Annotated in this window: 23 protein-coding genes; 1 reads left to right on the forward strand and 22 read right to left on the reverse strand. The window is 37.0% G+C overall.

Annotated elements, in window-relative coordinates; translation table 11 throughout:
- From LHW48_02020 to LHW48_02110, 19 genes are all read right to left on the reverse strand, one after another.
- On the reverse strand, positions 1-89 hold an 89-nt coding region (locus LHW48_02020), incomplete at its 3' end, for a YggT family protein (protein MCB5259238.1).
- A gap of 45 nt (positions 90-134) precedes the next feature.
- Positions 135-695 (reverse strand): thymidine kinase, encoded by a 561-nt coding sequence (locus LHW48_02025; protein ID MCB5259239.1) that lies wholly within the window; start codon positions 693-695, stop codon positions 135-137.
- A gap of 129 nt (positions 696-824) precedes the next feature.
- Entirely contained in the window at positions 825-1,394 is a 570-nt protein-coding gene (locus LHW48_02030) for an indolepyruvate oxidoreductase subunit beta (protein ID MCB5259240.1), read from the reverse strand.
- Positions 1,391-2,998, reverse strand: coding sequence for a thiamine pyrophosphate-dependent enzyme (locus tag LHW48_02035; GenBank protein ID MCB5259241.1), 1,608 nt, complete (start codon positions 2,996-2,998; stop codon positions 1,391-1,393). Before LHW48_02035 ends, LHW48_02030 begins: the two co-directional genes overlap by 4 nt.
- Positions 2,999-3,267: 269 nt before the next feature.
- A complete protein-coding gene (locus tag LHW48_02040) occupies positions 3,268-4,848 on the reverse strand; it encodes a hypothetical protein (protein MCB5259242.1) in 1,581 nt (526 codons plus the stop codon).
- A 41-nt stretch (positions 4,849-4,889) separates the two neighbouring features.
- Positions 4,890-5,684 (reverse strand): OmpA family protein, encoded by a 795-nt coding sequence (locus LHW48_02045; protein ID MCB5259243.1) that lies wholly within the window; start codon positions 5,682-5,684, stop codon positions 4,890-4,892.
- Positions 5,671-6,873, reverse strand: a complete 1,203-nt coding sequence (locus LHW48_02050; GenBank protein MCB5259244.1) for a glycosyltransferase family 4 protein — start codon at positions 6,871-6,873, stop codon at positions 5,671-5,673. Before LHW48_02050 ends, LHW48_02045 begins: the two co-directional genes overlap by 14 nt.
- A complete protein-coding gene (locus tag LHW48_02055; GenBank protein ID MCB5259245.1) occupies positions 6,870-7,268 on the reverse strand; it encodes a hypothetical protein in 399 nt (132 codons plus the stop codon). Before LHW48_02055 ends, LHW48_02050 begins: the two co-directional genes overlap by 4 nt.
- Positions 7,258-8,661, reverse strand: a complete 1,404-nt coding sequence (locus LHW48_02060; GenBank protein MCB5259246.1) for an O-antigen ligase family protein — start codon at positions 8,659-8,661, stop codon at positions 7,258-7,260. The genes LHW48_02055 and LHW48_02060 overlap by 11 nt, the downstream gene beginning before the upstream one ends.
- A gap of 53 nt (positions 8,662-8,714) precedes the next feature.
- The gene (locus LHW48_02065; GenBank protein MCB5259247.1) at positions 8,715-9,779 is read right to left on the reverse strand and encodes a polysaccharide biosynthesis/export family protein; all 1,065 of its coding nucleotides are present in this window, start codon (positions 9,777-9,779) and stop codon (positions 8,715-8,717) included.
- Between the two features lies 1 nt (position 9,780).
- A complete protein-coding gene (locus tag LHW48_02070) occupies positions 9,781-11,781 on the reverse strand; it encodes a hypothetical protein (GenBank protein ID MCB5259248.1) in 2,001 nt (666 codons plus the stop codon).
- On the reverse strand, positions 11,774-12,910 hold the full coding sequence (locus tag LHW48_02075; protein MCB5259249.1) for an alkaline phosphatase family protein: 1,137 nt from the start codon (positions 12,908-12,910) through the stop codon (positions 11,774-11,776). The genes LHW48_02070 and LHW48_02075 overlap by 8 nt, the downstream gene beginning before the upstream one ends.
- 10 nt (positions 12,911-12,920) lie before the next feature.
- Positions 12,921-14,045 carry a hypothetical protein gene (locus tag LHW48_02080; GenBank protein MCB5259250.1) on the reverse strand — a complete coding sequence of 375 codons (1,125 nt, stop codon included), beginning with the start codon at positions 14,043-14,045 and terminating at the stop codon, positions 12,921-12,923.
- 10 nt (positions 14,046-14,055) lie between these two features.
- The gene (locus LHW48_02085; GenBank protein ID MCB5259251.1) at positions 14,056-15,465 is read right to left on the reverse strand and encodes a sugar transferase; all 1,410 of its coding nucleotides are present in this window, start codon (positions 15,463-15,465) and stop codon (positions 14,056-14,058) included.
- A gap of 21 nt (positions 15,466-15,486) precedes the next feature.
- Positions 15,487-15,834, reverse strand: coding sequence for an STAS domain-containing protein (locus LHW48_02090; protein MCB5259252.1), 348 nt, complete (start codon positions 15,832-15,834; stop codon positions 15,487-15,489).
- Positions 15,835-15,871: 37 nt separating this feature from the next.
- On the reverse strand, positions 15,872-16,603 hold the full coding sequence (locus LHW48_02095; protein MCB5259253.1) for a sugar transferase: 732 nt from the start codon (positions 16,601-16,603) through the stop codon (positions 15,872-15,874).
- 18 nt (positions 16,604-16,621) lie between these two features.
- Positions 16,622-17,878 (reverse strand): WecB/TagA/CpsF family glycosyltransferase, encoded by a 1,257-nt coding sequence (locus LHW48_02100; GenBank protein MCB5259254.1) that lies wholly within the window; start codon positions 17,876-17,878, stop codon positions 16,622-16,624.
- Positions 17,879-17,880: 2 nt separating this feature from the next.
- Positions 17,881-19,053, reverse strand: coding sequence for a glycosyltransferase family 4 protein (locus LHW48_02105; protein ID MCB5259255.1), 1,173 nt, complete (start codon positions 19,051-19,053; stop codon positions 17,881-17,883).
- A gap of 3 nt (positions 19,054-19,056) precedes the next feature.
- Positions 19,057-21,405, reverse strand: coding sequence for a glycosyltransferase family 4 protein (locus tag LHW48_02110; protein MCB5259256.1), 2,349 nt, complete (start codon positions 21,403-21,405; stop codon positions 19,057-19,059).
- A gap of 228 nt (positions 21,406-21,633) precedes the next feature.
- Here LHW48_02110 and LHW48_02115 point away from each other — a divergent pair, with 228 nt between their 5' ends.
- Positions 21,634-22,452, forward strand: a complete 819-nt coding sequence (locus tag LHW48_02115) for a hypothetical protein (GenBank protein ID MCB5259257.1) — start codon at positions 21,634-21,636, stop codon at positions 22,450-22,452.
- Positions 22,453-22,455: 3 nt separating this feature from the next.
- Here LHW48_02115 and ribD read toward each other — a convergent pair whose 3' ends face one another.
- The 3 genes from ribD to LHW48_02130 all read right to left on the reverse strand — a co-directional run.
- Positions 22,456-23,538 carry a bifunctional diaminohydroxyphosphoribosylaminopyrimidine deaminase/5-amino-6-(5-phosphoribosylamino)uracil reductase RibD gene (gene ribD / locus LHW48_02120; protein MCB5259258.1) on the reverse strand — a complete coding sequence of 361 codons (1,083 nt, stop codon included), beginning with the start codon at positions 23,536-23,538 and terminating at the stop codon, positions 22,456-22,458.
- Positions 23,531-24,706, reverse strand: coding sequence for a hypothetical protein (locus LHW48_02125; GenBank protein MCB5259259.1), 1,176 nt, complete (start codon positions 24,704-24,706; stop codon positions 23,531-23,533). The genes ribD and LHW48_02125 overlap by 8 nt, the downstream gene beginning before the upstream one ends.
- The coding region (locus LHW48_02130) for an NAD+ synthase (GenBank protein MCB5259260.1) at positions 24,694-25,457 on the reverse strand (764 nt) is incomplete at its 5' end. The genes LHW48_02130 and LHW48_02125, both read right to left, overlap by 13 nt.

Raw genomic sequence — 25,457 nt, forward strand, 5'->3', positions numbered from 1 at the left:
AAAAATCTATAGATGGGGTTATAAGGATTTTGCACAATCCAGCTTGCTATTACTCTGGCAAAAATGATCAAATTATACATGTTGATCATCTGGATAATAACCAGTATAATTAGAACATGAGGAGAAAACGCCATTTAATCTAGAACCTCATGACAGTTTCTACAGCGTGCTTCATAAGCTTCGGTTGAACCTACTAAAATCTGTTCTCCTTTATGAACAGTTCTTTGAGTACGATTAGCAGGATTTCCGCATTTTACGCATATAGCGAGGTTTTTGGTAACATATTCTGCTATTGCCAATAATTGAGGCATACTACCAAACGGAACTCCTCGATAATCCTGATCTAATCCGGCAACCATTACCCTGTAACCTTGATCTGCCAAATCGTTACAGATGCCTACAATTGATTCGTCGAAAAACTGTGCTTCGTCTATAGCTACAATCTGAGTATCTTCCTGCAGGTATGTGTAAATCTCCGAAACTTCATTGATGGGAATGGAGGGAGCTTGCATGTTAGAATGAGACACAATATTGTTGGCGTCATACCTGTCGTCTATGACTGGTTTGAATACCAAAACTTTTTGTCTTGCATACTCAGCTCGGCGAATTCTGCGAATCAGTTCTTCAGTTTTTCCACTAAACATACTTCCACAGATCACTTCTATCCATCCGGTTTTATTGTTAATAATATTCACTGTAAGGCTCCTCTAGGGATATGACCCATTATTCCCAAGCTCTGTATGGGGCTTTTTTTGTCAAATGCTTTATGGCAAACAAAGCCCGCAGAAGGATTGTATCTGCGGGCATAACGATAATTATTGAGTTCAACTGTGGGAGATTCCCGCCTGCAAAGCTCGCAGATTTGCATCTACAATGGCTTCTCCCTTACGCACAAATATACTTTTTATACTTTCTCCAATCTCATCTACCGAAAATCCCAATTGTTTAATTGCGGCTCCCAGTACAACAATATTCATAGCACGAGGCGCTTTCACTTCTTTGGCAATTTCATCCGCATCAAACAGAAGATGGTTTTTAACTGCTCTTATTGATTTATAAAGCAATTCGACTTCTGGGTAATTAGGTATGTTAATAAACGGTTTAGAGTTTGTAATAATCCACCCATCAGAGGCTAAATATGGTAAATATCGCAAGGATTCCATAGGCTCAACAGAAAGGATCATATCGGCATCTCCCATAGTGATAAGATCGCTATGAATATCTTTATCAGATAAGCGCAGATGGCTTTGAACATCTCCACCCCGTTGACTCATGCCATGCACTTCGGCTTGTTTAAGTAGCCAGCCTCTCTGCAATGCTGCATGCCCTAATACGGTTGCGATAGTTAAGATGCCTTGACCACCTACTCCGGCAAGAATTATATCTTTTTTCATTTTTTAGCCTCCCTTTTATTCTTTTTCTTGAGAGTCTGCACACATTCTCGCCGAGGGATGATAACAGAAACGCCGTTATAGGCTATTTCTTCTTTGTAGATGCGAGTCATCTCCTCGTGGTTTTTTATAAAAGGGAAAAAGGTGCGGATGTGTTCTTTTTCTACTCCTAAACCCAAACAAATATCTTCCAAGCGACCAAAAGCAGTGTAATCCTGACCACCAGTCATACCAGTGGTGCTGTTATCAAGTATAATCACTACTACATTAGATTTATCGTAAACACAATCCATCAAACCGGTCATACCGCTGTGCGTAAAAGTACTATCGCCAATTACTGCAATAGCCGGAAACAAACCACTATCTGCAGCGCCTTTTGCCATTGTAATTGATGCACCCATATCAACACAGGAATTTATGGCATTATATGGCGGCATAAAGCCTAAAGTATAGCAGCCAATATCTCCAAAAACATACCCTCTTCCATATTCTTTAACAGCTTCATTAAGTGCAAGGTAGCTATCGGCATGAGGGCAACCAACACAAAGCGCAGGCGGTCTACCTACTACTATATCTGGAACCTCTTTTCCATATTTGACTGGCATGCCAAGAGCCGCTGCAACTTTGTTTGGATTCAATTCTCCATCCCGTTCCAAGGTGCCATCCAATCTTCCATGAATAGGCTTAGTTCCATTAAATGAAAGCCCTTTTGCATGTTCTTCCAAAACAGGCATACCTTCCTCAAAGAAATAGATGCTTTCACATTTGTTATATAATTCATGAATCTTAGGGATAGGTGGTGGATATTGGCACACTTTAATTACAGGATAGGGTATAGTTTGATCCTTAAACACTTCACACAGATAGTTGTATGCCAAGCCTGAAGCGATGAGTCCTTTACTATAATCTTTTGCATCCAATTGAGAGCTATTGAAGGGACTTATGACAGATTCTTCCAAAAAGCTATGTTGTAAACTAATAAGCTTTTTATACTTCTTCCGGGCTATAGCAGGAAGCAACATAAATTGAAAGAGATCATCAGGTTTTTGTAATATGTTCTGTTTGATTGGCTCTTTCCGAACAACTCCGCTTCTGGAATGTGACAGACGAGTTGTTAGTCTAATCATTACAGGAATATGATATTTTTCTGAAAGCACAAAACCATAAAAAGCCATATCGTAGCATTCTTGCTGGTTTGAAGGTTCCAAAATAGGAATCATAGAAAAATGACCGTAATAGCGTGAGTCTTGTTCATTTTGAGATGAATGCATGGATGGATCGTCTGCAACAGCAATCAGCAAGCCTCCATTTGCACCTGTCATTGCCGAATTCATAAATGGATCCGCAGCAACATTTAAACCAACATGTTTCATTGTCACCATTGCTCTTTTTCCAGAATAGCTCATGCCAAGAGCGGCTTCATAAGCTGTTTTTTCGTTAGAAGACCAAGTGCGATGCACATTGGCTTGAATAGCTTGTTTAGATCTTTGAACGTATTCCATGATCTCGGTTGAGGGAGTGCCAGGATAGCCATAAAAACCAGATATACCGGCATCAATAGCACCCTGAGCGAGGGCTTCATCACCCAATAGCATTAGTTTTTCCACTAATGAACTCCTTTTATCTTTATTTATTGTTTGCTAAGTATGTGTATGGCTGCACAGCTATGTTCGAAAACATAAAAGCTATATATAAGCATCGTATCCATTAAATATCAAATTCAAATATTTTCAGATATCCGTCAAGATATTTGTCGTTCCCCTTTTGTTTTAAGTACATTAACAAGAAGGTTCAAGCTACTATGATCCTAAACTTACAGCAAGATCTTAGCCTGAACCATGCCTAAAGAAGGCTGTAATCAATTGGAGATAAAAGCCTAGTTAAGTCTAAACTTGCGATTAATTAATTGCAGCAATTGATCACGTTCCCACTTTTTTAGTCCTAATGTCCATGTGAGGGCTAAAAAGATTGTCATGCATAGCACAATGTAGAGCATAACAGTTAGTAAATGGGCAGGATAGTGTACATTATAAATAACTAGAGCGAAGGCTAAAGTAATAAGGCTAATTGCCGCAGTAGGACCAACAGTTATTTTGAAATACTCCCGGGCATTAATACCGGCAAATCTACAAGCTTTGGGAATATTAAAGAGAAATGCGAGGAGTATATTGGGAATAAAAGTACCTAAAGCAACGCCAATGATTGCAGAATCTTGCAGATGAATATCCCAATACATTAGTATTCCCGGTAAGGTTTTTATTAGTAGTATACTCAAACCCAGATTTAGGGTAGCTTCCAAGCAAGCAATAAAAGCTAATACTTTATGTTCATTTGCCATCAATAATACATATACAGAAGAGGATCTGAAGAATAGAAGGGTATACATGGATACCAACAATATTATGGCACAGATCATTCCCGAAGTATGGTCTAAGTTAAGCCAAATATTCAATAATGGTTTTACGAATACCAACAGTGGAATAACCAACATAGAAGAAATAAGACCCATCAAGCGGTTAGATTGCAGCATAATTTCAGTCATTTTAGATTTATTGCCGGCAGCAAAAAGAGTGGCAGAAACAGGTCCCAAATTATCTAAAAACTGCGCAGAAAATTTTTGGTAGGTATCAGCAAGCCTAATGGAAATTTGGTACACTGCAACAAGTGCAACAGAACCAAAGATTGAAATAACCAATTGGTCAGTTTTTAGAATAATCAAATTAGTAAAAGTTATTAGATATGCAAAAAGCGAGAAGCCCATAACTGACCGTAGTAAAGATTTATCGTAATATCTCCAGCGAATACTAAAATTCGGAATAAGTTTTTGTACGGCAAACATCATGGTTAAGCTGGAAAGGAAATTTGTACCCAAAGCAACAAATACCATGCCTCTAAGATTAAGCTTTAAGTGAACCATTATTGCCATGCCCACAAAATTAAGGATAAGAAAAGTAGTTTGGATTATATTTCTGGCGTGCATTTTTTGTAAACCCCTCAGGATTTCAGTGAAGAAACCAAAGGGAAAACAAATTGCCGATCCAATACCAAAGAGGATAGTAACATTGCGGAAATAATCAATATTAGATATATCAAAACCAAAAACACGTTGAATATTAAAACTAAGTAATATGGCAAAGATAATTATCAAAACAGCAAATAGGGCATAGGTAAAGAATACAGTACTTACTATGCGGTTAAACTTATTCCAATCTTTATTAACATTGCATTCGCTGGTATGTTTTTGTACGGCAGTTCCAAATCCGAAATCTAATAGTAATGAATATCCAAATATCGACCACAACAAAGCCCAAAAACCGTACTCTTCCCTAGAAAGCCCTAGAAATAATATGCGGGTTAGGAAAATGGAGATAGTTATGCTTATAATCATCTTACCATAATTTGATACAGTATTGATGATCATGCGCTTACGCAATCCTAAACCGTTTGATTTCTCCATGATTTATCAGTTTAAAGAATACTAGATAAAACAAACATATATCAGGGCTGGGCAGTTTTTAATAAAAAAAGCACCTTACGGCTTTGTTGTAAATCCATATCTATTCCTTCTGAGCTTACTTTTGATACCTTGCCATGCCCATAAGCTTTCATTCTATGTTCTGCTACTCCTTTTGCAATCAAAAAATCTTTTACTGCTTTAGCACGATTTAGGGTAAGGGATAGATTATATCTCTCACTGGCGCGATGATCTGCAAAACCGTATATATCCAAAAAGAAGCCTGTATTCGATTGCATTAGGTCGGCAACTTGTTCTAGTTTTTCAAACTCTGTTGCTTCAATATCATATTCGTCGGTATCGAAAAAGATAGCTGGGAGGTTGTAGGTAAGGATTTCTTTAACCTCTTTTTCTATGTAGATAGTATCAATTTTGGTTTGAATAATAATCTCTGGGTCCGGTTTTTTAGGAGGAATAAACTCACTTTCTTTACTTCGGTCGTAATCTTCTGGATAGTGATTCATATAGATTGTCATAGTTTTTGGAATAGGCGGAACCATCACGAAAATGTTTTGAGTGTATTGATTTGGATATATGGGGATGGCTTTGATATTTATCATGCGACTATCTTCATGACTAATTTTATAATTAACCGGAGAAGTGCCAATTTCTCGCTCATTGATGTAAATAGTAGCTTTAGTGGGCAGAGTGCTAATCTTGATGGATTGTGAAAACATACCGATTTCTTCATTTAAGATAGCATGTTTATTTTTGGAACAAGCGCCAAGCATTATGATTATTAGCGCCATGAAAAACGAAGATAGTTTAAGATGTCCCATGATTCTCCTCTTTAAGGGTATTAGGATCGTTGACAATAGATTCCAAAATATATACAAGTTTCTTTTTGACAAGATTTATTTCATAATTCTGAGCTACTGTAAGTCGAGCTTGCTTTCGAATTATTTCTAACTGTGATAGTTTCATCTGGAGAAGCTCTAAAATAGCGGTAGCCAAAGCAGCGGCAGAACCTCTTTTAAACAATACACCGTTTTGTTTACTAAGTAAAATTTCTTTGGGACCATAAGCATCTGTGGCAATTACGATAAGGCTATGAGCCATAGCTTCGATAATGATTCTCCCAAAAGCTTCTTTTGCCATAGTGGGCATTAGCAATACATCGTATTGAGGAAGAACATTATGAATGTTCTGGGTTTTGCCCAAAAACCTGATCTGTTGCTGCAGATGAAACTTGTTTATTTGATCTTTGCATTTATTGGCATATATAGGATCCTCTTCACCGTATACATCGATGCAAAAATCTTGATATTCTGCAAGCACCCTGCTTGTAGCCTGAATACAAAGATCTAAACCTTTATTCGGCTCTATCCTGCCAGCAAAGATAAAACGCAAAGGTTTCTTGAGCACTCTCGTATTTTCTGGAGGCAGATCTATTCCTCTGGGAATTTGGTATATTCGCTTGCTTTTGTATCTTTGCGCCATTTCTCGACGCATCCAGTAGGATACAACAATTATTGGGTCTAAATGGATATGACCACCGATCGTTCCGGGAAGTATCATTTTAAGAAAACGGTACATCCTGCTTTTTAGATCTGATTTTATGTAGCTATCAGGCCAGATATCGCCAATATCGAATACTCTTGGGAATTTTAGTTTTTGCACTGCCAACACTGGAGCTATGGATATTGCTTTTTGGTTTCCAAAGTAAACAAGATGAGGCTGTATTGCAGATAAGGCATTAATCGTAGCATGGTAGTTATGCTTTTCTACATTGTGTTTATCGAAAAAGGAAGGATTTGAGTAATCTATATAGTGTAAAATTCTTTTGGGTTCTTCGGGGAGGAAGAGTTTGGCATTGTTTGAGGAATTGTATTCAGTACCTTTGTTGCCGCAAAGAATATATACTTCATACCCCCTATTAATCAGGTAATCCATGCTTTCTTTTACTGAAATCTCATACCCCCCCTCAAAAAAAGGAGGATAATAATTTGAGATGCATAAAATCTTCATGAAAACCTATCTTTGAGGATATCAATGAAGTGTTGATCCGGAAAGAGATCAATACCCATATAAGATTTGACAAGATATAGCAGATACAGAAACAAAATAAGCATTATTATGATCATAATAATATAGGTAAATACTTTTGCAACTGTAGTGAGACCGGTATTCATATCACCTTTATCTAAAGACTTAAACTGATTTCGAGTATCTTTTCCAAAAATGAATACAAGATACCAATGTCGGATAAACCAAAAGGAAAAACGAATATCAATAATACCTAAAGATGGAACGGGTGGCAACATCCGCTTCATTAGATTTACTAATTCCTTGCGTTGCTCATGGCTGAGGGTTTCTTTAATGCCTTTTGCACCAATGCTTCGTTTATTCTCTTTATCCTGCATAATGTCCTCTGGATTGAGTTATTCTAATTGCCTTACTATCATTTGAGGGGATTTTCATTTTGTGAGCTTGATACCTTTTTTCAAGCTTGGTCATAACACCAATCATAGCGAAGATTAGCATTAACTGGTAGAAATTGTTCGTTTGTTTTAAAACCCATTCTAAAGTAGATTCCAAGTAAATGGCGAGCAACCCACCCGCTAAGCCAATTGAAAAATACTGATAATCTGTACCTTTGTACCTTAGCAAGTTTTTTATGTTTAGGAAATAGAAATAGAAGATAAACACCAAGAAAGCAACGAGAGTATGCCAGCCGGACTCTGCGGCTATCATTAAGTATATGGTTTCCACCAACCCGTTTTGTTCATCTTCATCGTCTGGATTATGCATTTCTATGTGATTGCTATATTGCCAGGGTGGATTTATCTTAACACCAAAGTTATTCAAGCCTACTCCAAGGAACTTATCATTCGCCATTTTTACGGCTGCAACTGCCAAATCCTTACGGACATTAGCAGATTCCTCCGGAGCAGTTCGAAAGCGCTCACTAATGCTATTCCAAGCCTTAGCCAAAATTGCTAACGACACTATTATCAGGAGAACAGTAATGATAACTTTTTTGCTGGTAATTCCACTTAAGAATGAGAGTCCGAGAATCAAGCCAATGGCAAATACATAAAGAACTAAGCCTGCCCTAGATAAAGTAGAAATAATGGAAATAGAGGTCATGGCGAAAAACAACACCCAAGATGAAAATCTCATAAAAGAGATATCTTTCTTATTTAAAAGAAACGCAAACATCAAAGATCCAAGAATAATGCTGAACATCACTAATGAGTTTTGATGAGGAAAGGGACCAAAAGATTGAAATCTTCCTTCCAAGTATTTTTGTTTCATCACTTCGATAAAGATAAAAATGGTTATCGCAGCTACACCCCTCATAAAGTCGTTGAATTGCTTGTAGCTGTTTACATAGTTGTAGACAACGTAAAAATAGAAGAACATGCGGAGCATTTTCCAAAGCTCAAAGTAAGAAAAGAGTGGAACAGCAGCGTTAACAATAGAAATGAAGCTCAGTAAAAAATACGTAAAATATAGCCAGGTGCCAGGGGGGAGATGCAAGTGAAATTGATGCCGTCGTTTAAGGATAAGCAAAAATATAACAAAAGTACAAATATCTACTAAACCGATTTCAAATCCTCTTGAGGTTAATCTAAAGGACTCTCTAGAAATAAAATTGATGTCTTCCATCCTAACCGTAAAGAACATCATCAAGAAAAAAACAAGACGCTCTACAATCTGAAATTTCTGAGCTAGATAGTAGCTGATGGGTACACCTATAAATAAGGTACTAAAAAAAACAATGTACTTCAGATGAGATATACTTTCGGTCAAGCTATGCTCCCCAAAACAGCATATTATACTCTCTTCTTAAGCAATGATCCAGATTATTTATCGAGGATATCTTTGTACATCTCATTTAATAGATAACCAGATTGAATTGCCTGCAAACTGGGCAACACACTGTTTACAACGTCATTCCATTTTGCAATTGGATGTTTGGGTATAAACACAATGTCGTTTGGTTTTAACTTGAAATCACGAACCTTTGCTTTGAGAATTTCCTTTGTATTGATTTTAAATAATCTCGGATGAGATAGATTGCCCCGAATCACGTATACTGTAGCTTGGGCTGTATCTTTAAAGCCTTGCGCAAAAGTGATGCTTTGCAATAGAGTCATATTCTCTTGGTAAAAATAGTGTCCTTCCTGGTTTACTTCACCGACTATATAAACCTCTCGATTAATAGCTGAAGGTATATAAATATAATCTTTATCTAACAGAGGTATATTGTAAAGCATATTCCCATTCTGAACAAGTTCAACAAAATCTATGGGTAAGATACGGTTTTGACGCATCATGAAGGTACGCTCCAAATCTGCCAACTCCACAGAGTTATTTTGGAACCAACCCAAGGCTAAACCTCCGGCACTTGCAAGTGCATCAAGAATCCTCATTCTACCTTTTATTTCAACGATACCTGGATAGGTTACTTTGCCTAAAATAGTAACGTTTGAACTTTTTGTTTCAAAAGGAATAATCGATACTTTGGGGTGATGTATGTATTCTTTTAGACGATCTTCAATAATTGTGGTAGCTTCAGGAATGGTTAAACCGGTAACGTCAATCTCTCCAACTAATCTAAAGGATAGGGTACCGTCTTGTTTTACTAGCACCGCATCGGAATCTAATTCTGGCTCATCATACACAAATATTTTCATTTTATCGCCGGGTCCTAATGTGTAAGCGGGTAGCTCAATATCGTTTAGGCGATATAATTCTTCAATGGTTTCTTGTGTTGTTTGAGTGGCAAGATACGTTTCTTCTAAATACTCTGGCATTGCTTCCAAGTTTTCTTCAATATAAGAATTTGAACTATTTCTAGAGCAAGAATATAAAAAGGCAACACAAATGAAGGGTACCAATAATGAGCTTATGCGGTATCTTTTCATATCAGTATCTCTCCGAATAAAAATCTTTGGGAACATAGTTAAGTACACCATGTATATTAGTTAAACCTCTATTTTTAATAAATTTTACTGCCCGGTGTAAGCTATTGCGGCTACTACGGTTAAATCTGGCAACTAAAACGAGTGTATCAGCAGCAGCACAAATCCCGGTAAATAGCTGTATGTTGTATTCATAATCGAAAAGCTCCCAGATTACATAATCATAGGAATCGAATAGCTTTAGAACTTCCGCTACGGATTTTGTTTCCAATACTTTTGTGAAAGTACTATCATCAACTAAAAAGTAAGCATTGTGAATAAAAGGATCAGTCTTATCAATTTCGATCTCCTTATCTAATCCGTATAATCTTCCGTTTAGTGTATTTACATTTATATCTGGTGTTGCTTCTATAATCGAATCTATATATAGAATTTTTTTATTATTAGATGCCAATAAGTTTATACACTCTTTTACGATAAATGATTTCCCCGTTTCCCTAATATCGCTACCAAAACAGATTACGGGTGTGTGGAGTGAGTTTGTATGATGTACAATGTTTTCAACAAGCACCTGCATATTTCTATAAAACACTCTCTCATCAACTTCGTGCTCATTGGGAAGAATGCCACAAAGTGGGATTCTTACCACTTCGTGAAAATCCTTGGCGCTCTTTGTATGCACATCCAATATCTCCTTAATAACAATAAATATGCTTAAAGAGAGGAATACCAAAATACTAAAGCCAACAACAATCAGTTTTCGCCGGCTACTTTCAGGATAAGCTGGAGCTTTTGCAGCTTCAAGAATTTCATAATCACTAACATTAGATTGCATTGCCATTTTTGATTCTGCCAGACGACTTTCTACAAGTTTGAGGATATCTCTGTTTAGCTCCAGTTGGCGCTCTATTTCAAAAAAATCTTTTTGAACTTGACCTAGGTTTTCTAAGGTGGAACGAATCTGACTTATCTCTTTTTGATATTCTTCGTTCATTTGAATGGCGCCTTGTCTTTCAGCTTCAAAACGGGATTTATCGATAGTGTAGACTTGAGTTAAGCCACTGGGTCCCCATGTTACGGCTTCAGGTATATCTCGCTTTTTTTCTTGCATAGCGGTTTTAAGTTCTTCTATTTCTTGTAATACTTTGCGAACTTTAGGATTTTCATCGGTATATCTGGCGCGTAGCAATTCTAAATCTTTCTGCAAAGCCAACAAATTCTTTTCATCGGTTTGAGTATAAGTCCAAGTTTGTATAACCTCTTCTGGGACATCCCCCAGCTTTTCATTCATCTCTGCAATTTTGCTATCCATATCTTTTATGCGCAGAGAATTCTCAATCATCTTAATCTCAATTTCTTTAAGCTGATCGAACTTAGTTTGGGTTTCATGAGGAATAGATATAACGCCATATTCTGCTTTGTATTGCTCATATTGTTCTTCCAAGTCTTGAATGTTCATAATCCTCATGTGACGTTGTTCAAGATAGTAATCATGGATTTTCATGGTCGCAGAATTTAGCAGTTTTGTATTATTGGAGATAAATGCTTCTGCGGTAGCATTGGCTACTTTGGCCGATATTTCAGCATCATTCCAAGATACAGAAAAACGTAAAACATTAGACCGATTACCTCGTTGAACTTCGATTTGACGAAAAAGCTGTTCGGGACTAATATCTAATTCAAGCTTTTGTATTACATCTGTTAATACGTCTCGAGTGCGCACCGTTTCTAGAATTGTATTAATGTCGAAGGTTTGATACAAATATGGCATTTCAACTGGAGTACTCATATTCTTGGGAGCTCGAATAATATAACAATTAGCTTTCCAAGAAGGAACAACCTTTATTTTCACAAAGATTACGGCAATAATCAATGCTGCCAGAGTAACCAAGAGGATCAGTTTTAGTTTGTTTAAGTACACTTTTAAGAGGATATGGGAATCGACCACCATTGTAGGAGTTACTTCGCTTTTCCTCTCATCAATAATATTCATGTCGTTAAGCAAGTTCGTTCTCCATTGTTTTACGGATATCGGTTATAGATTGAATTTCATTCGGAATAGTTCTGTTTGAAAGCATTATACTATAGGAATACTTGTCGTCTGGGTGATAACCGTGCATTCCGGGAATTACTTTAATGCCCATAAAGCTTGGGTTCAATAGAATACCTTCGTTCATCAAGAAGTATTGATCGCCAAATTTACGGTGCGGGAAATATACTCTTAAACGCTTTAACTCTTCTTGAGGTACTATATAGCCACAATCTAATGAAGCTAGGTAGTTTAATATGTCGTCTTTGGCTTTGTTATCTTGCCACCAAAATCTTGCCATTGTAGAATCGTAAAAAGCCAAATAGTCTTTTCCATATTCGTAGCCCAAGGCATCAATGTTTCTCTTCAGGTCGAATGAACTGGTGACTGGAGCCATGCCATGATCGGAAATAATATATATACTAACTTCATCATATAATCGTTTAGCAAAGTTTGCAATATCCGTAATCTTCTGTTCCAGATCACGCAATTTGACTTCGGTATTATTAGAAAAAGGACCGTAGTTATGCATTATCCCATCAAGTTTGGGTAAATACACATAAGCAAACTTGATTTTGGCCTCACTAATTATTTTCTTGTTTTCAATCAATATTCTATCTTCAGTATGTCGCCAATTTGAACAGTAATAAGGTATATCATGGTCTACACACCAATCGAATATTGTATCTGTAGCTAATATCCCTCCCGGAACAAAGTAGTCCTTCTTTTCCAAATAATCGAAATAGGGAAGATAGGCAAAGGGAACACTGTACAACTCAAAATATCCAGTATAAGAGTGATATAGTTTAATTAGTTTGCTAAGATTGTGCCTGACCCGCCAACGGTCGAAAACCCTTGAAGGAAGCTTAGAAAGAAGTCCCATGCGCTTAAAGGGGGAGTTTATCGGATCGTAGATAAAACTTGACCAATGTTGGTGTTCATCAGGATACCTTCCGGTTAGGATTGATGGATCTGCAGCAGAGGAAAATCCAAAGGTAGTTTTAAGCTTACGGCTATTTAGCCCTAAGCTTTGCAAAAAACCATAATGTTGGTAAATTTCCCAACCTAATGCATCAATGAAGAAGTATAACGCCAATCTTTTCATATACTCATTCCTAATTATATCTATACCAAAGCATTATAAATTGTCGTTTTAGTAATGCAGTATTTGTTGTTTGTTTGCATCCCAATATTTTTGTAAGTAGAGATAATGGCATGGTTTCGTTAAAGATAAAATGCGGTAAGGCGAGGAATAATCTAAATCTGGGGTATTGAAAGTAGTTATACAAAGATCCCCCATAGCATTTTGTGTCTCTAAGATTAAGTAGCATATTTTTCAAGCTAGGTTTAACTTTAGAATTATCAAAAACAGATGACAATTCAAGCGTATTAGAAACATCCTTTTCTAAGACCTTGCTCCATAGAGTGTAGTATAATTCTCTGCTGGCATTGATTAGCATTTCTAACCTATCAGTAAGTGCCTCCATGTTGAAGACTGGAATATTGGGTCTCAGCTTGAATTCTAACGATTCCCTTACTTCATTTAACAATGCCTTGTTTTCCGATAAGAATGGTAGTTTTTGTGTTTGGATAGCTTGTATTTTATCTCTTGTGAGTGTTTCATATTTTCCTTCTGAGATCAATTCAGCTTCAGCTAAAGCTTGAAATGCTTTATGGATATTTCGGTTAATAAAATCCGTATGAGAATCAGGATTATTGCCTGAGAGTAGGTCTTGTGCAAAAATCAACCCCATACATCTATTTAATAATAGATGAAGTGCTTCCATAACTGGCAATTCATCAGCGTGCCACTCTGGTAGAGCATTAAGTAGATGCTTGTTTCCTAAAAGAACGTAATGCCCTTGTAGTAAATCATAATACATTAAACTGATCTTTCGATAAGGCAAAGAGCTAATATCTATAGGATTGGAAAAATCTATATCAATGCTAAATTCCTCACTCAGATCTTTATGTATTGTTTTTATGTTGCGCTTCAAAACAACCCGGTCTTTATGGTTTAGCGAAGCAACAAACAAAAATAAATCCAAATCATTATATGGTTTCTCTATCTCATTATGAATAAATACTCCGCCTTCTCCTCTGCCGTATCCACCCCCCAGTATTAGTGCCTTAATCTTATGCTTTGGGATCATTTGCACAATATGCGATCGAATAGAAACAAGCATATTGAAGAAATCTTCTTCAAATCTTGGGCTTCCATACAAACTAAATCGCTGCATAAATCATACTTCATTTATGGGGTTTATCAAAGGCAGTGTAACCGAAAAACAGCCTTCTGAATAGGCTTCTTACCAGTATTTTGATATTATAATGAGTAGAAATCCAATCTATATACTCAAGCTCATAAAACATCTCAGCTTCAATATCGTAGGTTTCGACGCTTTCAGCCAAGGAAAAAGCTCCAGGATTGTAGACGGGAAGATTCATGACTAGGTTGCGATGAATAACAGTATTAGTCAGCAATCTGTTTCCAACAAGGTAGATATTTCTAGAAATAGCCGCAGCCAAAAACTGCTCGAACTTGTCTAACGATAATCGTAGAATTATTCTACCCCAAAAGGTATTTCTTAATAAATCGGCATCGGTAAAAAATGCCGTATTCATGTTCTTTGTTAACAGGCGCTCAGTACGAGTATTTTTCTGTAACATGATAAATGGGAGAAAGAGTAAAAGCCAAAATGGAAACTGAATTATGCATAAAGCAAAAGCACATATTCTTTGTACGTTACGATTTAGATAGGTTGTAACTAATCCCGGCTCTACTTCCGATACCAGCACTTTGTCATCGACATGAAGCACTTCTTGAGTGTGGGCATCAATGAGATTTCCTTTGTATACAATTTTGTGATCCAGATCCAGATCTCTCCCAATATATGTATTGTCGTAGATAATGCTATCAATTACAGATGAGTTGTCATCTACAATCACATTGTTGCCTATTATGCTGTTAGGACCAATTAGGGTATTCTTCCGGAATCTGCTTTTATCTCCAATCATGATGGGTGGATGCAGTTCAGCGCTTTGTGGATAGCTAATATTCAAGCCCAAAAAAGTATCCTGTTCACTGGAATATCCTGGTAAAACATATTTCTTGTTATGGGAAGTAAGAATTGCCATAGAAAGAGTGTAATAATCTGCTATATTGTTAATGTTACAAGTTACAAAACAGGGCGATGATTCAAGTAAATCTTCAGATTTCAGATCGCTAAGCTTGTAAGTTCGGGGCAAAAAAACAAAACGTTTATTCTGTGTATAGAACTTATTTCTAAACTCCGGTGCACAGGTTATTTGGTTTCGATCATATTGCAAAAAGAAAAAACCATTCCATATTAATAAATCCTGTTCTTTACAAAATGAGCTGTTTTTAAGATAAACAGAAGAGATTGTGTCGCCAGGATGAGCTAAAGCATAGCTTGTGTTTACTCCCCATTTAGCTCCGTCTCCAAAAAAGGATTCGATACCTTTTGTAGATGCATCGGACACAATTCTTATTTCTTTTACCCGCAGAAGTGAAACAAAATCCATAGCATATTCTAATAATGGTTTGTTAACAATTTTTAGCAGGTAGGGATCCACATCTGGAAAGTATTCATTCAGCCAAGAGATATCTTCACTTTTTGCATATATTAAGCAACGCATCTATGCCTCAACCTGTTTGTGTCAAGCATCAAAATCTTGCTCAAAACTTTCTATTGCTGCTTCAAGATCGTCAAATATATGGAATATTTTATGTGCGCGAGTTATATCGAACACCATGCGTGGTTTACTTTGCAGGTTGGCAATATGGATATCTCCGCCACCTTGTGATGCAGATTTTAAACATGCTACAATTGTGCCTAAGCCGGTACTATCGATGAATTCGCATTTTTGCATATTAAATACAAAATTTAATGCCTTATTTGCCACCTGATCGTAAGTAGCTCTCAGATCGGGAGCATTGTAAGCATCGAGTCTTCCAATCACATCAATGATGCCAACATTTTTCTTTTGTGTAAAGCTAAGTTGCATCTTACTCTCCTTTAAAAGTGCTATGGTGATAGGCACATTAGTATGCACCCTTGCCGCTAATTACAGCTGGTATAGTTTTAAGTAAAATAACTAGATCATTTTTTATGCCTTGCGAACGAATATATTCCATATCAAGCTGAACTTGTTGTCGAAATGGGATATCGCTTCTTCCTTTTATCTGCCAGAGACATGTTATGCCTGGTTTTACGTGCAAACGTTTTCTTTCTTCCAAAGTGTATTGCATAACTTCTAAAGGCAGAGGCGGACGGGGACCAACCAAACTCATGTCCCCTTTTAAAACATTGATTAGCTGTGGTAGTTCATCTATGGAATATCTACGAATAAACTTGCCAATTGGTGTCACTCTTGGATCGTTTCTTATTTTAAAAATTACTCCATCTTCCGATTCATTCATTTGCATCAGCTTATCTTTCATTTTATCTGCATTTACATACATGGAGCGGAATTTAATGAAACCAAAATATGCTCCATTCAATCCAACTCTATTGGCAACATAAAATATGGGACCTGGATCATTTAGATATATCAATATCGAAGTTATTATCAATATAGGAGACAGCAAAACCAATAGTATAAGCGAAAGTAATACATCCAGAAAGCTTTTTAGAAATTTGGCAAAGCCAACCGTCCAATCCCAGATGGATATCTTCATCTGCATTTGAAAATTACTGCGCTTTTTCCTCATTTGCATTAAACGCTCAATTTCCTTTACTCTTTGGCTTTTGGCATGTCCTTTTATCTGGGTCATTAATTCCTCTAAGCGGGTTCACCATTCCAATTTTGTTTTTTTCCAACGATATACTCTATACAGAAATAGTGGGTTTCCAATAAGATAACGTTTCCACATTCTCTTAGGCTCCATTATCAATCTAAAAACCCATTCCATCCCAATCTGGCGCATCCACAACGGGGCTCGGGCAATTCGTTCAGAGTAGAAGTCGAACAGGCCTCCCACTCCCATTTGAACAGCTGCATCAATCTGTTCTCCATACTTTGCTATAAAAAACTCTTGACGAGGTGCTCCAAATGCAACCAACAAAATATCAGTATGAGCTAAGTTTATATTACGTATTACCTCATCAAGCTCGATATCCCAATCAAAAAAGCCATGATGACAACCGCATATTTTCAAATCAGGATACTCTTTTTCCAATTTCTCTCTCATCTTTTCTGCCACTCCACTTGCCGCACCTAGCAAATAAATACGGTATTGTTTTATTTGTGCAAGTGCGCAAAGATAGGGTAGCATATCTGTTCCATTCACATTCTCTTTTAAAGTCGTGCCAAGAATTTTAGCAGCAAGGTTTATTCCACTGCCATCTGGAAAAACAATATCATTGTTACACAATACGTGATGATAATCCTTGTCAATAAAAACTTTATTTAGGCAATCTGCATTAACAAAATAAATGGGACTTTTTTTGTTATGTTCAATGCTTTTATCAATAATGCCGATAGCTTCAGACATACTAATATTCATTATTGATACATCAAAGATGTTAATATAACTAGTTATCATATTCTGATCGTGATGATAGATCAAGGCAACAAGGGATTGCAGTAATAACACTAAATCATATCCACCATGCTTCTTATGAAGATACTCTAGATCGCATTCAAACGCCGTGGTAAAAGCTAAACGAGAGCTCTTTCGGATAAAATACAAACTCAATAAACCAGGTGTTTTGGTTAGCGCAGCCGGATTAATATTCGTATTATGGTCTTGATAACGTAAACTTACTCCCACTAATCTAAGCTTTCTAGCTAGGATAAGCGGAAATACAAACGCATTTTGAACAAACCAATGCCTGGATTTTATGTACTTGATGCTAATTGGAACAAGATTTTTGCCCAAGATAATATGATCAGTTTGCTCAAAACAATGTAGTTTATTACTACATAATCTAATTGGTAGCCCGATAAACAAATCTGATGCAGCCACAATCGCATATAGAATCACTTCCGTAATAGTTTCCAGAATATAGTCTATTAGTATTCTCAAGTAATCTTGGATACTGGGCATGTCTAACTCCGAATTTTTCCCATTGGCACCAATAGGGATTTTAAGTGTTCCTCTTGGTTATAGTTGTGCTTTACCATCTCATATCCAGCACGTCCCATTTTGTTTCGTAATTCTTCAGAGCTCAGAAGGGTTTCTATGGCTTGAGCAAATCTATGAATATTTCCCGCTGGAATCAATAGACCGTTTACTCTGTGCTTTAACCATTGTGATATTCCGCCCACATCAAAGCCAACAACTGCCTTGGCGTGAGAGAATGCTTCAATTCCCACCAATCCAAAGGGTTCCTGCCATCTTGATGGTACTGCAACTATACTCGCTTGTTTATACTCTACCGAGATTTTTTCCACCCAATCTACAAACTCAACTTTATCTTGCAAATAAAGTTTTGCACATATTCTTTCTAAATAAGCTTTATCGTTCCCTCTACCCACAATACGCAGTTTATAGGGTAGATGAATTTCACTTACTGCATATAAAAGAAGATCAATTCCCTTGCCCCGTATTAATTGACCACAATAAAGAACGATTGGAGTTTTATTCCTAGATTTTTCTGCCAGATTATGCAGCCTTAGATAGGGCTTAAGAAGATGTATCTTTTCTGCAGCAAATCCATTTAATAACAAGTTATCTCTCATAAAGTCTGAAAGTACAAAGAAGATGGAACACTTTTTTATGGTTCTCAACAGCTTAACTCTTTTTGTGAGATCAATTCTGCAAAGCTTGCCCGATTGCTTCTGCAGCAAAAAGCTGCATAGGCTACAAGCAATGGGGTTAAAAGGTAAATGACAGTTTATGCGTTTAATAGGGAAGTATTTATGCTTTCTTAAGCAGTAATAATCGTGATCATGCACAAATAATGCAGTTTTAAAGTGCTTTTGAAATGCACTTATCAGACCTGGATTATTACATTTATGAATAAACACAAAGTCTATCCCAAGTGATACATAATGTTTCAAGAGCGAGCTTATATCATTATCTAATAGCGTAATAGACTCTACAAACGCGCTTTCAAATACTGGGTCTATATGCAACTCATGTTCAAAAAGGCCATAAACCTCACAACCAAGTTCGTTTAAATCTTGGGCTAAGCTTATTATCACTCGCTCCACGCCACCAACAAAGCCCCTGCAGCTATTCAACATCAAGATGCGTTTGTAAGGGCTAAAAACGTTCATTTCTTATTTGCCTAAAAGATTATAATAACTTTGTTGATACAGCTCTATCAAGTTTTCGTAAGTGTGACTTTTAAGCACTTTTTCTTTCCCTAAGGCTGCCATTTGGGGAAGCTCTTTATGATTGTGGTAAGCAACCAGCATCTTGGCTGCGCAATCATCAACGTTTTCGCTTTCAAACAACCAACCGTTTTTCCCTTCTTCAACAAGATTAGGATCTACAACGTCGCTTTGCAAAACAGGTGTATCGCTTATCCAGCTTTCCACAACCACCGCGCCCGAATTCATAAAGCGCACGGGTATGATATTTAAATCTGAGTATTTCAACCAGGCTAACACCTCTTTGCGCTCCACCATTCCAGTAAAGTGAACCCTATCCATTAGATTTGCCTTTAACATCGTGGTTTTCAGATTCTCCAAATATTCTGCTTCATAATCTGACCTACCTACAAACACAATTTTTGCAGTAGGCATTTGGTCAGCAACCGAGCAAAATGCTTCCAGTGCTATATCCTGTCCTTTAATATGCGAGATTCTGCCCAAACAAAGAAACACAAAGTGATCACCTGTCCATGTGTTCATCAAAGGTGGCTTATCAATATCTGCATTAAACTCATTACTTAGCACTGGAACAGGGGAGAAGTCGATTTTTGGATTATACTTTTTTAAGAAATGCAGCTCTTTTTCTGAGATGGCAAAACCTTGATTCATACCTTGCAATATAATCTTTTGGTACCACCTTACGCTTGTTTTTTCCAGAATGTTTTTATCCACAAAGCCTTGTTCTTTAATTATAGAAGCGTAATCTAAAAAATCGAAGAAACAAAGAATATAAGGTATTTTCTTAATTTTTGCAGCGACATATGCAATAATGTTGTTATAGTTGATTGCAGGAAAGCATTGAATAATATCGTAGTTTGAAAAAAGGATATGTACTATTAACAAGGGGCAAAGTGTTTTGCTGCGCAGATTGGGATACTCTTTGGGATTGTTTAATACGTCCCACATTCTTAGTACGCGAAACCCTTCTACATGCTCCAGACTTTGCCGTTCAATTCGCTTTGGGCAGAATACAGTAACTTCATGATTTTTTGATAATTCTCTGGCTTGATAGTAGATATTTGTTTCAGCCCCACCCACTTCCGGATAAAACCTATTTGTTATTAAGGCAATTTTCAATCGTCTTCCCGGCCCTTGTTTGCTAGCGCGTTTAATACTCTTGATAAACCTATCTGACAGAGCTTTGGCACCATATTTGGCACGAGCGGCGTGATATAAATTCTTGCCTAAAGCATCTCTTGTTTCTTTATTCTCAATCAAATCCAACATAGCAGTGGCAAATTCGGCGGCGGTTTCTTTGAGAACAATTTCCTTATTGCTAAATAAGAAACCTTCCATACCGATGCCGGTAGTTAAAACAGCTTTTCTCATCTGAGCGGCTTCTAGTATCCTGGTGCGTGTACCAGAGGCAATCCTAATAGGCAATATTACAAATTCAGAATTATAGATAAACTCTTGCATATCATCTACTTCGCCAACTATTCTTAAACAATCGTCATGATATCTATCAAAGTATTCCGGGGGATTTTTTCCAACGACCCATATCTGAATACCTGCTCGTCTAAGCTGACTTTCTATGGAAGGATATATTTCTGTAACAAAATAGCGAAAAGCATCTTGATTTGCCACAGAACTCATTGTGCCAAAGAATAAGATGTACTTTCCATTATGGGAGTTATATGCTATCGGCTCTTCCAATTGCATCATATTGGGAAATACATGAGCTATATCGGCATCAAGATCATATTCATTCACTGCAATATCACGCTCTACTGGATTGGTAAAATAGTATAAAAAGCTTTGTTTGAATGCTATCTTTTCAAATGCTTTTAATTTAAGCATTTCAATTAGGTTATATCGGTTTTTGAGGCAAGGATTTTGTGCCCATGCAAGCGCTGCTACTCTAGAGAACAGCATATCAACATCTACTACAACTCTACACTGAGGAAGTATTTTGGAAACCATATATGCCAAATGATAGGTACTTAAAAATCTAAAGACTATAATATCATATTGCCCCTTTAGTACTATATCTTTGAATTTGGCTAGTTGTCTCGGATGAAAGTGATAAATTGCCTTTGGCTGATGATAAGAAGCTGTCATGGTTCCAATAGTGAAAAGATTGTGGTATCCATGATGTTCCTCCACAGCCTTGCTCGCATATGCCTTAGTTTTTATCAGCAAAAGATCTGCCTCAAATTCTTCGGATAGGCAAGACCAAATGAAGTTACTACGGTTTTTATCTCCACCCTGTAAGTTTTGGAACGGGGTATCAACATATAGAATTTTCATCATCTTTACCTCAACTTTTTCTTTATTTAGCTATTCTAGCATATTAGCCCTATGCTGTCAAGAACAATATCCTGTTTGGGGCTGTTATAAAAGATTAGATGTGCTAATTAATCAATTTTATTGCAAGGAATTATCATGAAATCGTAATACAAATATCTTGACGTTATTTATTTATTGGAATTAGCTGTTTTTGTCATACATATTGAATATTGCTGAGGAGATTATATATTTATGAAACAGTCGGTTTTGATTACTGTAATCACCATTCTGATGGCGACGCTATTTGCGCAGGAAGGTGAAGCCTACAGAGGGCTTCAGAAAGCATATCGTAAAACATACGTAGCAAAGCAGAAATATGGCAGGAATGTACTTAGCCTTGCAACCCAAAGTACCTGTTTCTACGATTCTCAGGGTAATATTATCGAAGAATACCACATGCAAGCAAATCGTACCTACAAAGGAAAAACAATTAAGAATATCTGTATAGAACCTTCTTATACAGAGCTATTACAATATAATCACATGAATCTACTATCCTCAAGATCTGTAGAATACACAGATGCTCAAACCCACGAAGCAACAACTATTGAATATGACGCCAAAGGTAAGATCATCAAAAAAACATCAATCAAATCAAGTGAATCACACCCAGAATTATGGGAACTGCATTACAACCAAGTGGGTTACATTGCCTCTTATTTCAAAGTAATCTTAGATAGTTCGGCAAAAATAAGCCAGAAAAAGCTATACGATTTTAAAGATGATTTGCTGGAAACTCACATATACTCATACGATGATAATAACAATTTGGTAAACATTATAGCACTCAGTCCAGAAGATACGGTTCTGTTTAGAAAAGAGTATTACTACAACGATATTGGCTGTTTGATTGAAAAATCCAAGTATAACGAAGTGGACGCCATTACAGAATCTATACATTATGCATATAATGATAACCGACGGTTGATTCTACAATCGGAATACTTATGGAATCCTCGTTTTGGCACAATCCCTAATCTTACTAAGCAGATTGAATATGTATACGAATAAGCTTTACCACATTGGGTAACCCATCACCAAAACATTATCCTGCAGCTTCTTTACCTTTACTTTACTCAAATGCACAGCCCGATCAATACATTTTCTATCGTATGATTTTAGACATCCATTCTCTCCACCCAATATTCTGTTGCCGTAAAAGATTGCACATTTGTCTATCAAGCAATTTTTCCAGAATGCCTCACTCAGTTTATTGCCCGTTTCTAAAAGTACAGAATATAGCTTTTTTTCCCAAAGTTTTAAGAGCACTTCATTCAAATTCAGTTTATCGTTATTTCCCGATACTTGGATGAGCTCAATTCCTAGATTTTGTAAGCATTCTACTTTCTCTTTGGGAGCACTGTGATACATTATCAAAGCTGGATATTGTTTAGCACTTTTTACAAATAGAGAAGCAGCTTTGATATCAAGAAATGGATCCAATACCAAGCGTAGTGGTTGTTTTGCTTTGCGAATACCACGAACATTCAGCATAGCATTATCTGTTTCAACGCTTTTAATACCAGAGAGTACTACTTCCACTTCCGAGCGCATTTTGTGTACAAATCGCCTTGATGCAGGATTGGTAATCCATTGCGATGAGCCGTCACTAGCAGCATATTTGCCATCCCATGAAAGTGCCGTTTTCCATATTACAAAGGGTCTCTTTTTGCTGATATAGCTCAAATAGTATTCCAATTGCTCTTTGATATCTTCTTCAAATAAGCCATACTCAGTATTAATACCAGCGGCGATAAGTTCTTTTATCCCGCCTCCAGATACCAAAGGATTTGGATCCAATATCCCTACCACTACTCGCTTGATTCCACTCTGTATTATGGCATCAGTACAGGGTGGAGTTTTCCCATAGTGGCAGCACGGTTCCAAGCTTACATACATAGTTGCACCCTGAGCTTGCTTTCCGGCTTTTTTTATTGCTACAACTTCGGCATGGTCTTGCCCATAAGGTTGTGTGCTGCCTTCAGCAATAAGCTTACCATTCTTCACAATAACTGCCCCAACAAAAGGATTAGGAGAACATTTCCCTCTAGATTTCTCAGCTTGGCGCATAGCCAGTTTCATATAGAATCTATCCATACAATTCCAAATTCTTCTTTGCCATTTCGTAATTAGGCTGTTTTCTAACAATGCTCTGCCAAGTATTGATTGCCTCGTCTTTTTTGCCTTGAGCCAACAAGGCAATGCCTAAATTGTTTGCCGCATCCATATTATCTTGTTCGATTTTGCACAGTGCCGCAAACCAATATTCTGCTTCATGATATTCTTTTTCGTTTAAATATAATATTCCTAAATGCATATAGGGTGGTGCAAAATAGTTGTCTAAAGCAACGGCATCCAAGAAGTCAACCTTCGCCTTTGCATGGTTTTTGCATAACAACCAATATAATCCTCGATAGTAATACAAATCGGCACAATCTGGAAAACTCCTTAACGCTTCACTTATTTCGCTATAAGCAAGTTGCTCTTCTGCTTCCGCTAAAGCCTGCGAGATACTCTTAAATGTACTGTTTAGCTTAAAATATAAGCTGGGATTACCAACAATGCATTGCCTTATATACCAATTACTTTCATATTCTTTTAAGATAAAACAGAATTCATTTTTATAGTTTATTTCTATAAACACAATACATTGCGATCCATCTTCAGATAAACCGGTATGAATAAAACTATAATGCTTAAGCTTTTTAAAGCTGGGTATTGAACTAATAATCTCATTATATCTTTGTTCAAGATCCAATAGTGGAGATTGGTTCAGAGTAAAATTGCTTAATAGATTGTATTCCATAGCAATTATGCAATCTAAGTATCCTGCAACAATTTCTTCTGCATATGGATGTATATCTTTTTGCTCATAAGGAAGTTCAAGCTTTTGCATTAGATACTCAACCGGAAAATTACCCGGATATTGGTAAGAACTTAATATCTCTAAGACTTTATCTCTATCTTCGGTTGCAAGTAACTGGGGACTTTTATCTTCAAACAGTGCATTTACTTTAGTTATCCAAATATCAATAAAATACTTCATTGCCTGTGTAGATTCACGGTTATTATCGGCTTTAAAAGCAGGGAAGGGGCTTATCTCTTCAAATCGTGGTGAGTAAGGGCATTCCCGAGGGCACTTTAGATCAATTCTTAGTTCGTTGCAGCATTTCCAACAAATCCCTCTTTTAGTGCGAACACATTGCCTTAAGGCTCGTTCTGTATGGCAAGTTTTACAACGATCCCTAGCACTTATAGAGAACATGGAACCTCCGGTACTGGGGCAGGATTACGCTTGAAAGCGCTTTTCGCAATTAGCTTATATACAGTATCTAACTTGTCTTTATTATAAGTAGTTACGTCTTGCATATTGTGGATACTCCATAAAATTTCATCTAATTCACGGTACGATATCCCCATTTCCTGCTCGTCGGTTTGATTTTCCCATAGATCTGCAGAAGGAGTTTTTTCGATAATCTTTTTGGGAATACCCAAATTCCTGGCAAGTTTCCATACTTCTGTTTTATATAGTTGCGCCAAAGGCTCAATTGCTGCTGCAGAATCTCCATGTTGAGTAAAATATCCTGTCATAATCTCGCTGAGATTGCTAGTTCCCAATACCAATGCGCGATATTTGGAGGAAAGATCATACAGAACACACATCCTGATACGTGCCATAAAATTTCCTCTTCTTAAAGCACTCGCTTCCGTTTCGTATGATGCATACCAGGCATCTACTATGGGGCTTATCTCTATTATTTGATAGGCTATATCCAGGTAATTGCAAAGTAAACGCCCATCTTCTAAACTATTGGGATTGCTACTTGTGTAGGGCATCATTACCCCAATAACATTCTCTTTGCCAATGGCTTTAACCGCTAGCGTAGCTGAAACGGCACTATCTATGCCTCCAGATACGCCAACAATGTACTTGGTTAATCCGCTGCTCTGCAAATAGCTCCCCAAAAATTGCGCTATTCTTTCACATTCCTTGCCAATGTCTATTTTACGCATAA

It is taken from the genome of Candidatus Cloacimonadota bacterium, from assembly GCA_020532355.1.
Classification (GTDB): Bacteria; Cloacimonadota; Cloacimonadia; order Cloacimonadales; family Cloacimonadaceae; genus UBA5456.

Excerpts from the sequence above, each read along its gene's own strand:
- LHW48_02030 (MCB5259240.1), bottom strand. The coding sequence starts at position 1,394 with ATGAAAAAAGATATAATTCTTGCCGGAGTAGGTGGTCAAGGCATCTTA.
- LHW48_02040 (MCB5259242.1), bottom strand. The coding sequence starts at position 4,848 with ATGGAGAAATCAAACGGTTTAGGATTGCGTAAGCGCATGATCATCAAT.
- LHW48_02045 (MCB5259243.1), bottom strand. The coding sequence starts at position 5,684 with ATGGGACATCTTAAACTATCTTCGTTTTTCATGGCGCTAATAATCATA.
- LHW48_02050 (MCB5259244.1), bottom strand. The coding sequence starts at position 6,873 with ATGAAGATTTTATGCATCTCAAATTATTATCCTCCTTTTTTTGAGGGG.
- LHW48_02055 (MCB5259245.1), bottom strand. The coding sequence starts at position 7,268 with ATGCAGGATAAAGAGAATAAACGAAGCATTGGTGCAAAAGGCATTAAA.
- LHW48_02065 (MCB5259247.1), bottom strand. The coding sequence starts at position 9,779 with ATGAAAAGATACCGCATAAGCTCATTATTGGTACCCTTCATTTGTGTT.
- LHW48_02075 (MCB5259249.1), bottom strand. The coding sequence starts at position 12,910 with ATGAAAAGATTGGCGTTATACTTCTTCATTGATGCATTAGGTTGGGAA.
- LHW48_02080 (MCB5259250.1), bottom strand. The coding sequence starts at position 14,045 with ATGCAGCGATTTAGTTTGTATGGAAGCCCAAGATTTGAAGAAGATTTC.
- LHW48_02085 (MCB5259251.1), bottom strand. The coding sequence starts at position 15,465 with ATGCGTTGCTTAATATATGCAAAAAGTGAAGATATCTCTTGGCTGAAT.
- LHW48_02090 (MCB5259252.1), bottom strand. The coding sequence starts at position 15,834 with ATGCAACTTAGCTTTACACAAAAGAAAAATGTTGGCATCATTGATGTG.
- LHW48_02095 (MCB5259253.1), bottom strand. The coding sequence starts at position 16,603 with ATGACCCAGATAAAAGGACATGCCAAAAGCCAAAGAGTAAAGGAAATT.
- LHW48_02100 (MCB5259254.1), bottom strand. The coding sequence starts at position 17,878 with ATGCCCAGTATCCAAGATTACTTGAGAATACTAATAGACTATATTCTG.
- LHW48_02105 (MCB5259255.1), bottom strand. The coding sequence starts at position 19,053 with ATGAACGTTTTTAGCCCTTACAAACGCATCTTGATGTTGAATAGCTGC.
- LHW48_02110 (MCB5259256.1), bottom strand. The coding sequence starts at position 21,405 with ATGATGAAAATTCTATATGTTGATACCCCGTTCCAAAACTTACAGGGT.
- LHW48_02115 (MCB5259257.1), top strand. The coding sequence starts at position 21,634 with ATGAAACAGTCGGTTTTGATTACTGTAATCACCATTCTGATGGCGACG.
- ribD (MCB5259258.1), bottom strand. The coding sequence starts at position 23,538 with ATGGATAGATTCTATATGAAACTGGCTATGCGCCAAGCTGAGAAATCT.
- LHW48_02125 (MCB5259259.1), bottom strand. The coding sequence starts at position 24,706 with ATGTTCTCTATAAGTGCTAGGGATCGTTGTAAAACTTGCCATACAGAA.